Annotated in this window: 10 protein-coding genes; 8 read left to right on the top strand and 2 right to left on the bottom strand. The window is 64.5% G+C overall.

The window, feature by feature from the left end:
• Positions 1-244: 244 nt before the first annotated feature.
• Entirely contained in the window at positions 245-1,609 is a 1,365-nt protein-coding gene (locus IG169_RS18600; RefSeq protein ID WP_193177759.1) for an ATP-binding protein, read from the bottom strand.
• Complete coding sequence (locus IG169_RS18595; RefSeq protein WP_193177758.1) at positions 1,606-2,265, bottom strand: response regulator transcription factor; 660 nt, start codon at positions 2,263-2,265, stop codon at positions 1,606-1,608. Before IG169_RS18595 ends, IG169_RS18600 begins: the two co-directional genes overlap by 4 nt.
• Before the next feature lie 145 nt (positions 2,266-2,410).
• On the opposite strand from IG169_RS18595, the gene IG169_RS18590 reads away from it, so the two are divergent.
• The 8 genes from IG169_RS18590 to IG169_RS18555 all read left to right on the top strand — a co-directional run.
• Positions 2,411-2,725 carry a PepSY domain-containing protein gene (locus IG169_RS18590; protein WP_193177757.1) on the top strand — a complete coding sequence of 105 codons (315 nt, stop codon included), beginning with the start codon at positions 2,411-2,413 and terminating at the stop codon, positions 2,723-2,725.
• Complete coding sequence (locus IG169_RS18585; RefSeq protein ID WP_246717453.1) at positions 2,676-3,386, top strand: cytochrome b/b6 domain-containing protein; 711 nt, start codon at positions 2,676-2,678, stop codon at positions 3,384-3,386. The genes IG169_RS18590 and IG169_RS18585 overlap by 50 nt, the downstream gene beginning before the upstream one ends.
• Before the next feature lie 219 nt (positions 3,387-3,605).
• Positions 3,606-4,154 carry a hypothetical protein gene (locus IG169_RS18580; protein WP_193177756.1) on the top strand — a complete coding sequence of 183 codons (549 nt, stop codon included), beginning with the start codon at positions 3,606-3,608 and terminating at the stop codon, positions 4,152-4,154.
• Positions 4,155-4,471: 317 nt separating this feature from the next.
• Complete coding sequence (locus IG169_RS18575; protein ID WP_193177755.1) at positions 4,472-4,831, top strand: hypothetical protein; 360 nt, start codon at positions 4,472-4,474, stop codon at positions 4,829-4,831.
• A 42-nt stretch (positions 4,832-4,873) separates the two neighbouring features.
• Complete coding sequence (locus tag IG169_RS18570) at positions 4,874-5,344, top strand: DUF2271 domain-containing protein (RefSeq protein WP_193177754.1); 471 nt, start codon at positions 4,874-4,876, stop codon at positions 5,342-5,344.
• 13 nt (positions 5,345-5,357) lie between these two features.
• Positions 5,358-7,565, top strand: a complete 2,208-nt coding sequence (locus tag IG169_RS18565; protein ID WP_193177753.1) for a PepSY domain-containing protein — start codon at positions 5,358-5,360, stop codon at positions 7,563-7,565.
• Positions 7,546-8,526, top strand: coding sequence for an FAD:protein FMN transferase (locus IG169_RS18560; RefSeq protein WP_193177752.1), 981 nt, complete (start codon positions 7,546-7,548; stop codon positions 8,524-8,526). Before IG169_RS18565 ends, IG169_RS18560 begins: the two co-directional genes overlap by 20 nt.
• 5 nt (positions 8,527-8,531) lie before the next feature.
• On the top strand, positions 8,532-10,064 hold a 1,533-nt coding region (locus IG169_RS18555; protein ID WP_193177751.1), incomplete at its 3' end, for a heavy metal translocating P-type ATPase.

The raw sequence follows: 10,064 nt of genomic DNA, 5'->3' as shown, positions 1-10,064 counted from the left end.
GATCAGGCCTGTCTTGGCCGAAGCCAATAATTATGACGCTATCTCGCCACCCGCGACTCTCCCGCGAAGCGGGTTCGTGCATGGGGCGCAGTCCCGTCAGGCTGCTTTGAGGCAGGGTGGAGATGGTCCGCTTTCGGGCGACCTTATCAGTTAGCGGTGGTTTCGGGATGCGATTGCCCGGCGCAGACTTTTCGAAGAATTGCACCGCATATTCATGGCGGTGTCCGAAATGGGTGAGTGACCATTATTCAAGGTCCAATGCTCGTCCCGAAATTTCGGGAACCGAGGTCGGAAGTCTCAAGCTCGCTTCAAAGCCCGAAACCTGACCCGAGCGCGGAGAGCTTAATAAGAGAGGGCTCCCGATACGCTCGGCAATCGCCGTGACAATCGCGAGCCCGAGCCCGCTGCCGTCCGTGTGACCGCTGGCGCGTTCGAATCTGTCGGTGATGCGCGCAAGTTTCTCCGGCGCCACAACAGGCCCTTCATTGACGACTGTGAGTTCCCCATCCGCCTTCAGGGTCACTTCGACCGGAGCGGTCCGACTGCCGTGACGGAGCGCGTTCTCGAGCAGGTTGCGGCACAGGATTCCTACGACGTCCGGATCCAGGTCAGAAACCACCGGCTGAGCGGGAAGTCGGAGGGACACACGTTCGCCATCCGCGGCTCGCCTGACATCCTCCACCACGACGCGAATAGCCATACGCAAATCGGACGTCCGATCGAGACGGAGTTGTGCCCCCTCGGCTCGCGCCAATTGCATCAAACGCTCGGTACGGCGCGTGAGCCGCTTCAGCGCCGCCTCGATATCCGCGGCTCGTCGTGCAGTCACAGGCTCGGCCGTTTCTATCTGCAGGCGCTGCGCCTGTGCCATCGCGCCGGCCAGTGGCGTTCTCAGTTCATGCGCCGCGTTGGCGGCAAAGCTGCGCTCTGCATCGAAGGCCGCCTTGAGCCGGCTGAGAAGCGCGTTCAGCGTGGCTGCCAAGGGGACGATTTCAGCGGGAAGGTCGTCAATTGGTACGTGCGTCAGGTCCCGCTCGTCGCGAGCCTGGAGCCTTTCCCGGAACCGCCGCACAGGCGCGATGGTCGTGCGAACCGCGAGTGCGATCACGATGAAGGCAGTCGGGATGACGAAAAGGATAGGCAGCCCGAGCCCCATTTCTATCCCGCGTGCGATTGTCGCCCGATGTTCCAGAGGCTCGGCTACCGTAATCCGGATAGTCCCCTGGAGGGCTTCGTCGCTGTATAGTCGGTGGGTTGCCGTCTGCGCGAATCCCGATCCGTCATAGGGCGGGAAGACGGTCGGGTCGGCTGCGTGGGATTGCAGCAAGATCCGCCCCCTGTCGTCACGGACGATGTATGTGAAGAATTCTTCGTGCACGCGAATGGCGGCGAGTCGCTGCGCGATACCCTCCTCTTCGCGGCCGACGATGTCCAGAACGGCAAGCGGCAAGAGACGCTGTGCGGTCTCCTGAAGGGTCGAGTCGAAGACCTTGTCCATCTCTTGACGCAGCAGGTTCGCGGTGAACAAAGCAGCGCCTATCCAAAGCAACATCAGCAGAAGGCCGATCGACAATCCCAGCCGGGCCTGGAGGCTGTGTGGCACTCTCATGGTCTGCCGAGCCGATAGCCAAGACCGCGTTCGGTCTCGATCACCCCGGTTCCGAGTTTCTTGCGTAGCCGACTCACGTGCACCTCGATGGTATTGCTTTCCACTTCGGCATCGAATGCATACAGCTTCTCTTCGAGTTGCGCCTTGGACAGGAGTTGACCGGGCCGGGAAAGGAAGGCTTCGAACAAGGCCCATTCGCGCGCGGTCAGTTGAACCGGCTTGCCGTCACGATGGATACTGCGGGATGCGAGATCAATGTCGAGCGAGCCGTGTGTAATGATCGGATTTGGATTGCCGGTATAGCGGCGCGCCACCGAGCCGATCCGGGCCGACAATTCCGCAAGGTCGAATGGCTTCACGAGATAGTCGTCGGCACCCGCGTTCAACCCTTCTATCCGGTCGGACACCTGATCGAGCGCGGTCAGGATGATTACCGGCGTTACGTCCCCTCGGGCGCGTAATGCTTTGAGAAAGCCGATGCCGCGGCCGTCAGGCAACATCAGGTCGAGCAGGACCAGATCGTAGGCCGCCCCTGTCATCGAATCCCTTGCCGCATCCAGACGCGTGACCCAGTCCACGGACTGGCCGTCCGCCGCAATCTGGTCCCGCACTGCCGCGCCCAGAACGGCATCGTCCTCGATCAACAGGATGCGCATCGCGATCTCCGTTCCTTTTCCCGACGATCCTCCTTCACAGATCTACCTGACCCGAAGCTGACAGTCGCGGTACATACGCTTCAGGATCCCGTAAGTTTCGTTTCATAGCGTTCCTCCAGATTGATCGTGAATTAGAGTTTTACCGATGAAGAAGACACTGACGATGCTGGCATTTCTGGTAGTTCTTCCGGGAGGTGTCGCGGTTGCTGACGACGACTGCTTTGTTCCGATGGCGGACTGGCTGCCGCGCGAAGCAGTCGCGCGCCTTGCCGATGAAAACGGTTGGACCGTGCGCCGGATCAAGATCGACGATGGCTGCTACGAAATCAACGGCAGCGATGCCGAAGGTCGACGGATCGAGGTGACGGTGCATCCCGCGACACTTCAAGTCATCGACATCGAATATGAGGATGTCGACGGTCGTCCACGTTCAGACAAGAAGGATCGGGGCAATGACTGATGCGGTTGGCGGACACGCCAAATCCGGAAGCGAGGAAACCAAGGTTATGGTTCGCGTATGGGATCCGCTGATCCGGATCTTTCACTGGAGCCTGGCCGCCGCCTTTGCTGTCGCCTGGCTGACGGCGGATGAGCTGCAACCGGTTCACGAGATTGCCAGTTACGCGGTCGCGGGCCTGATTGCCTTTAGATTGGCCTGGGGCGTTGTCGGTAGCCACTACGCCCGCTTTACGCAGTTTCTGCGCGGGCCGACAACCACGCTCGCCTATCTGGGGGACACTGCGAGGGGGCGGGAACGCCGTTACCTCGGCCACAATCCGGCGGGCGCGGCAATGACCGTGGCACTGCTCGTAACCTTGTCCGGTACGGCTTTCACCGGCTGGCTGATGGAAGAGCCCGGCCGTATGGCCGCTCTATCCGACCTTCCGCAAATCGCCGCCCCGACCTTCGCCGATGAGGAGGGTTACGAAGCCGGGTACGGCGCAAGAAAAGCGGAAGGGTCGTTGAAGGACATACATGAGACGCTGGCAAACTTTTTACTCGTTCTCGTGGCGCTGCATGTCGGGGGCGTCGTGCTGGCCTCGTTCCGCCATCACGAAAACCTCGCCCGCTCGATGGTGACGGGTACCAAGCGCGCTCCGGGTCCGCGCGACATTTCCTGATACTGTCCGGGGCTGTCCCGGCCCTCTTGTCCCGGACGAAGCCCCGCCGACCCCTCCGGCGGGGCTTTTACCTTTCCTGACGGCAAGCTGAAGCGAAAGCCGCGCTTCCGTCAGGAACCTCTCATTTAGCACTCCCAGAATGATCGTGCCGGCGGCGTGGAAATCAGCATTGCATGGAAGATTCCTTGGTCGACCCGGTAGCGAGCAAAGGAGAAGATAATGAAAGCGTCAATTGTTGTTGCTGCCGTCATGTGCGCGTTTACCGCGACGGCGTCCGCGGCCCCTCCGGCGACACCGTACATTCTGAGTGCCGCTCATGAGGACTTCCTCATGCAACTCGAGGATGTCGCCGGCGTGCCAGGACAGATCGGAACCGCAGCTCGCGCTGCAGCCGATCTTGTGCGCCGGCATAATGAGACGGAGGAAGCCGTGATCCTGCCGTTCCTGGAGCTTGCCGCGCCGGCCATGATGGGCACGATGACCGGTGAGCCCGAGCGTGGGATGACACGCCTGCAAGCAGAACTCCCTCAGATTATGGACGAACAGACAGAGGTCGTAATCGCGTTGGTCGAGCTATTCGCCACCGCGGAAGAGCAGGGTCGGCCTGACATATCGCGCCTCGCGGAGCGGATCGTCTGGCACGAAACCGGAGATGCCGAAATACTCTATCCGGCGGCCGTGCTCGTCAGTTCCGGCGTTGAGCGGCACATGGAAGAGGCGAACCCATCTGACGGTGCCGGTTCGACCGAGGACGCCCTTCGGCAGTAATTGGCTCCCCATGATGAGTACGGGCAGCCTGCACGCGCTCACCTGTCGGCGAGTCATCGGCGGACATACGGACAGGTTTTCGCAGTAAGCCACCCGACCGGAGCACACGGCTTTGGATGGAAAAGATCGGAAGAAGGCCGGCTACCGCAGCCGGCCTTTTGGTTCGCGCGGACATCCGCAGGCGTCTCCGATCCCGGTGTCCTTCAGCGGAACCTTTCTGTCCCTGACGGCAAGCTGAAGCGAAAACCGCGTCTCTGTCAGGAAAGCCTCAGGTGGTGTGTCCAGATTGCTCCCAGCAGACGAAAGGAGACCCTACCATGAAAAGAACTCTCACACTTCTTGTTGCCTCGACGGCACTGACAGCGGCCGTCGGATTGCCCGCATGGGGTGCCATGCGTGCCATGACCGACGGCATCACCCGCCCCATCTCGGCGATAGCAGATGCCGAAAGGGAAGCCGTGCCGCTCATGTTCATCAGTGACGACAACGACGATGACGACGATCGCGAATACCGACGCGCGTCCTTCTTCGGCGGTGATGACGACGACGAGGAAGACGATTGCGACGATGACGATTGCGGCGACCCTGCGCGCAATCCGGCGCCGGCCGGCACCGTATCGCCGCCGCAGAACGGGCTCTTCGGCAGCGGCACGCCGCCGAAAGTTCAGGTGAACTGACGCAAGCCCGACACTCCTGTTTCCCGGAAAAGGAACGATCGCATGAAATCCCTACTGGCCGCTCTCGCGCTCACGACGGCACTCACGATACCCGGTATTGCCACGGCGCGCCCGGTTGCGCTGACGACCACGCTCAACAACTATGGCGGCGATGGCGCCTATCTCGCTCTTTATGTCACTGACGCCGACGGCGCTTATGCCGGCAGTCTCTGGATGGCCGGCGGCAAGTCCAAATACTACGAGCATCTTACCGACTGGTACCGCGCTACCGGCGGCGATCCTGCGCAGATCAACGGCATCACCGGCGCCAGCGTCGGAGCCGGGCGGACGCTCGAAATCACGCTGGACCTCGCGGACGCGCTTTTCGATGCCGGCTACACGCTGCACATCGACGCGGCGGTCGAGAACATGCGCGACAGCCCGAACGAGGTGGCCGTTCCGCTAACCTCGGAGGGCGCGGACAATCCGGTGGGCGGGCGCCGCTACGTCGCCAGCTTCGGTTACAGCATGTAATGGAGGCGAGACCATGATCCGTGCCTTTCACCGCTGGCCGGGGCTTTTCGCCCTGGTCCTCGTTACCGTACTGGCGCTTAGCGGCGCGGCGCTTTCCGTCTTTCCGGCGGCGGAGCGCCTTGGTGCGCCGCAGGCGGAGAAGGGATTGAGCGTGGCCGAACTCGCCACCCGCATCCAGGCCGCATATCCCGGTGTCGAGCAGATCCGGCGGGGCCCCTCGGGGCGGATCACCGCCTATTGGTTCGATGGTGGCGCGCCCGGCTCGGCTGTGATCGATCCCACGACGGGCCAGGGTGTGGCTTCCGCCGACCCCAATCAGATCGAGCGCTGGCTCACGAACCTCCACCGCTCGCTCTTCCTCGGAGATGGGGGCCGCATCGCGATGGCGGCGGGGGCTGCGGCGATGCTCGTCCTGTCGCTGTCCGGCACGGCGCTTGTTGCGCGGCGTGCGGGGGGCTGGCGGCACTGGTTCACGCGGCTGCGCGGGCCGCTATCAGGCCGGCTGCATGTCGAGATCGCCCGGATCGCGGTGTTCGGCCTTTTCTTGTCGTCAGCCACTGCCTTGTGGATGACGGCCTCCACCTTCGATCTGCTGCCCGATAGAGGCGCCACACCGGCCTTCCCGACTGCGGTGAGCGGTGAGATGGGCGTGGCCCTCGCCAATTTGGCGGTGCTTGGCGACACGCCCGTAGCAGAACTTCGCGAGCTGAATTTTCCCTATCCCGGCGACGCCACCGATGTCTTCACGCTGAAGACGGACCAGGGCACCGGGTATCTCGATCAGGGTACGGGGGCGCTTCTGAACTGGTCCGACCTGACCGGATGGGAACGCGTCTCGGAAACCATCTACATGCTGCACACGGGCCAGGGCGCGGCAACGCTCGGGCTGGTTTTGGGGATCATGGCGCTCGGCGTTCCCGCGATGGGCGCAACGGGCGTGTTGGTCTGGCTGGCGGCGCGGCGCGGACGCCCGCGCATTCGCGGAAACCAGCCGGCCGGACAGGCCGAGACGATCCTGCTCGTCGGCAGCGAAGGCGGCAGTACCTGGGGCTTCGCCGCGACACTTCATGCTGCATTGACCGATGCCGGACAGAGTGTCCACGTCGCGCCTATGTCCGGCTTCGCGCCCGCGCGTTATGCTCGCGCCAAACAAATCATCGTGCTGGCCGCTACCTATGGCGATGGCGCCGCACCGGCCTCGGCCAAAGGTTTCCTCGACCGACTGTCCGCACTTGATCGCGCCCCCAGCTCGGCCATTGCCGTGCTCGGCTTCGGCGATCGAAGCTTCTCCGCCTATTGCGCCTTCGCGAGGGACGTCGCTGCGGCAGCCAAGGCGAAGGGCTGGCCGGAGCTCTTGCCGCTCGACACGATCGACCGCCAGTCGCCGCAGGACTTCGCACGCTGGGGGCGCGCCCTCGGGGAGGCGTTGGGGATCGATCTGGAACTCGCCCACCAACCCGTTCTGCCCACCACCGAGACGCTTACCCTGATCTCGCGCCGCGACTATGGCGCCGAGGTGCAGGCACCGACCGCGATCCTGCGCTTCACTCTGCCGCGCGCCACGATCTGGCGGCGACTGACCGGGGCGGGCTTCTCGCGCTTCGCCGCAGGCGACCTGATAGGCATTATGCCCGAGGGATCACCCGTTCCGCGCCTCTACTCGCTCGCTTCGGCGCGCCGCGACGGATTTGTCGAGATCGTGGTCAGGAAGCATCCGGGAGGCCTCTGCTCCGGTCAGCTGACCACGCTGGTACCCGGCGACACGGTGACCGCCTTCCTGCGCCGGAATCCCGGCTTCCAGCCGGGTCGAAGCCGCGCGCCACTCATCCTGATCGGCGCCGGAACCGGCATCGGGCCGCTGGCGGGGTTCGTGCGCGGCAATGCGCAGCGGCGCCCCATCCATCTCTACTTCGGGATGCGCCATCCGGACAGTGACTTCTTCTACGGCGAGGAGATGCCTGCCTGGCAGGAAGAGGGTCGTCTTGCCCGGCTCGTCACGGCGGTCTCGCGCGGAGCGCGACCGCACTACGTCCAGGACGCGTTGCGCGGCGACACGGCCGAACTCGCCCGGCTGATCCGCGACGGCGCGCGTGTCATGGTGTGCGGCGGACGCGGCATGGCCGCAGGGGTCGCCGACACGCTGGCCGAAATCCTTGCGCCCACCGGGCTGACGCCCGCGGTGCTGAAGGCGGAGGGGCGTTATGTCGAAGATGTATACTGAACCGGTGCGTCACGCGCTGAACGGCCCGACCATGGGAACGCGATGGTCGGCCCTGTTCTTCGCGCAGGCGGGTTTTGATCCGGAGCCAGTCCGCGCCGCGTTGCAGGCCGCCGTCGACGAGGTGGACGGGCAGATGTCCACCTGGAAACCCGATAGCGACCTGATGCGCCTCAACGCAGCGCCGGTTGGCTCATGGGTGACGGTGCCTGATCAGTTGAGGGAGGTTCTGAGGCTTGGGCTCGAGATCGGGTGCGCCTCGGACGGGGCCTTTGACATCGGCATGGGCGATGCGGTGACGGCTTGGGGCTTCGGGCCGGCAGCCGCAACATCCGATCGTATCCGTACCGCGATGGCCGTAGACCGGATGCCCGCGCATGAGGCGTTCGAGATCGGCGAAACCAATGTCCGAAAGACCGCGCCCGTCGCCCTCGATCTGAACGGCATTGCCAAGGGATACGGAGTGGACAGGCTGGCCGAGACACTGCGCTGCCACCGGATCGAGGCCGGCCTTGTCGGGATCGACGGCGAGATGCGTGCGCTCGGGCTTCGGCCGGGCCAGAAACCATGGACGATTGCGGTGGAGGCTCCGGACCCCGAGCGCCGCGCGCCCCATTCCATCCTGGCGCTTCAGGACGCAGCCGTGGCCACCTCGGGCGACTATCGCCATTGGGTCGAGGTGCAGGGTCGCCGCCTGTCGCACACCATGGATCCGGGCCGCGGCGCGCCCGTGCTCGCCTCGCCGGCATCGGTTACGGTCGTCGCAAAGAGTTGTGTCGAAGCCGATGCCTGGGCGACCGCGCTCATGGTGCTCGGAGCTGACAGAGGGGCACCACTCGCAAGAAAACATGGGCTCGACGCCCTGTTCCTCCTGCGCGATGATGACGGGAGCACAAGGGGCGTGGGAGTCGGACGACTTTTTGCCGAAGAGTCGGCGGCGATCGCCTCCGCCAGGGATGGATAAGCCGCATGGACCGCACCAGCACGGACCGCTTCAAGGCAGCAATTCTTTTACTGGCCTTGGGCGGCCTCATCTCGGGGCTTGGATTCTATTTTGCCGGTAACGTCGATATAGCGAGCATCGCGTGGTTCGTCGGAGTTGTTCCCGCACTCGCTGCACTCATCGTTGAAATCCTGCGTAGCATCGGGCGCGGCGAAATCGGGCTCGATATCGTGGCGGCGCTATCCATGGCGGCGGCCCTCGTCTTCGGCGAGACGTTCGCGGCAGCGATCGTCGCCGTCATGTACTCTGGTGGTACCTTCCTCGAAAGCTTCGCGGAAGGTCGCGCACGGCGCGAGATGCACGACCTGCTGTCAAGGGTTCCCCGTACGGCGACACGCCATCGGAATGGCGAACTCGAGGATATCCCGCTTAACGACATCAGGCCCGGCGACCGGCTTCTGATCCGGCAGGGCGACGTCGTACCCGTGGACGGCACGGTGGTATCCGACGCGGCCTTCGTGGACACCTCGGCGCTGACCGGCGAGTCTCTGCCGGTGCGCCTGTCGCACGGGGCCGAGACCATGAGCGGTTCGACAAATGCGGGCGAAGCCTTTGATCTCGCGGCCACGCGCCGCGCCGCGGAAAGCACCTATGCCGGGATCGTCCGGCTGGTCGAAGAGGCGCAACGGTCGAAGGCGCCGATGTCGCGTCTGGCAGACCGCTGGTCGCTGGGGTTTCTGGCTGTCACAGTCGCTATTGCTTTCGCCGCATGGTGGTTTACAGGCGACCCGATCCGGGCCGTCGCCGTACTGGTCGTGGCCACGCCCTGTCCGCTGATCCTCGCCGTACCCGTTGCCCTCGTCGCGGGCCTGTCCCGGGCCGCGCATTTCGGTGTGCTGATCAAGGGCGCGGGGCCGCTTGAGACCATGGCGCGCATCCGCACGCTGATCCTCGACAAGACCGGCACTCTCACGGACGGCCGTCCGCAGATCGTGTCGATCGACAGCCACGACGGCATGGGCGAAGACGATATCCTGCGCCTCGCCGCCGCGCTCGACCAGGCATCCAAGCATCCCGTGGCGCAGGCCATCGTCGCCGCCGCGAAGGCGCGGGGCTTCTCGCTGCCCGTTCCGTCAGAGGTGGCAGAGATCCCGGGCGAAGGCGTCGTGGGCCACGTCGAGGGCCACAAGGTTATCGTCGGCGGCGACGGCTTCGTAGCCTTCCGCGTTGGACGGCGGCCCGGCGATCATCCCGCCATGGCGGCCGGCTCGGTCCTGGTCGCGGTCGCGGTCGACGGCCACATGGCGGGGCACCTCGTGATGTCTGACCCCCTGCGCGAAGGCGCGGGCGCCATGCTGGACGGACTGCGCCGCGAGGGCCTCTCGCGCATCCTGCTCGCCACAGGCGACCGCGCGGATGTGGCAGAGCGCGTGACAGATGGGCTCGGCCTTGATGGGCTCCGGGCCGGCCTCACGCCAGACCAGAAGGTTCTTCTGGTTCTCACAGAGCGCAAGCACGGGCCCGTCATGATGGTGGGCGACGGCGTCAACGACGCGCCC

This window comes from Oricola nitratireducens (genome assembly GCF_014904745.1).
GTDB lineage: Bacteria > Pseudomonadota > Alphaproteobacteria > Rhizobiales > Rhizobiaceae > Oricola > Oricola nitratireducens.
The sequence above is the reverse complement of the archived record's forward strand: the minus strand, read 5'-3'. Positions and strand labels throughout refer to the sequence as shown.

Coding starts and splice junctions, on each gene's coding strand:
- IG169_RS18565 (WP_193177753.1), top strand. CDS start 5,358: ATGATCCGTGCCTTTCACCGCTGGCCGGGGCTTTTCGCCCTGGTCCTC.
- IG169_RS18575 (WP_193177755.1), top strand. CDS start 4,472: ATGAAAAGAACTCTCACACTTCTTGTTGCCTCGACGGCACTGACAGCG.
- IG169_RS18600 (WP_193177759.1), bottom strand. CDS start 1,609: ATGAGAGTGCCACACAGCCTCCAGGCCCGGCTGGGATTGTCGATCGGC.
- IG169_RS18570 (WP_193177754.1), top strand. CDS start 4,874: ATGAAATCCCTACTGGCCGCTCTCGCGCTCACGACGGCACTCACGATA.
- IG169_RS18595 (WP_193177758.1), bottom strand. CDS start 2,265: ATGCGCATCCTGTTGATCGAGGACGATGCCGTTCTGGGCGCGGCAGTG.
- IG169_RS18580 (WP_193177756.1), top strand. CDS start 3,606: ATGAAAGCGTCAATTGTTGTTGCTGCCGTCATGTGCGCGTTTACCGCG.
- IG169_RS18590 (WP_193177757.1), top strand. CDS start 2,411: ATGAAGAAGACACTGACGATGCTGGCATTTCTGGTAGTTCTTCCGGGA.
- IG169_RS18585 (WP_246717453.1), top strand. CDS start 2,676: ATGTCGACGGTCGTCCACGTTCAGACAAGAAGGATCGGGGCAATGACT.
- IG169_RS18560 (WP_193177752.1), top strand. CDS start 7,546: ATGTCGAAGATGTATACTGAACCGGTGCGTCACGCGCTGAACGGCCCG.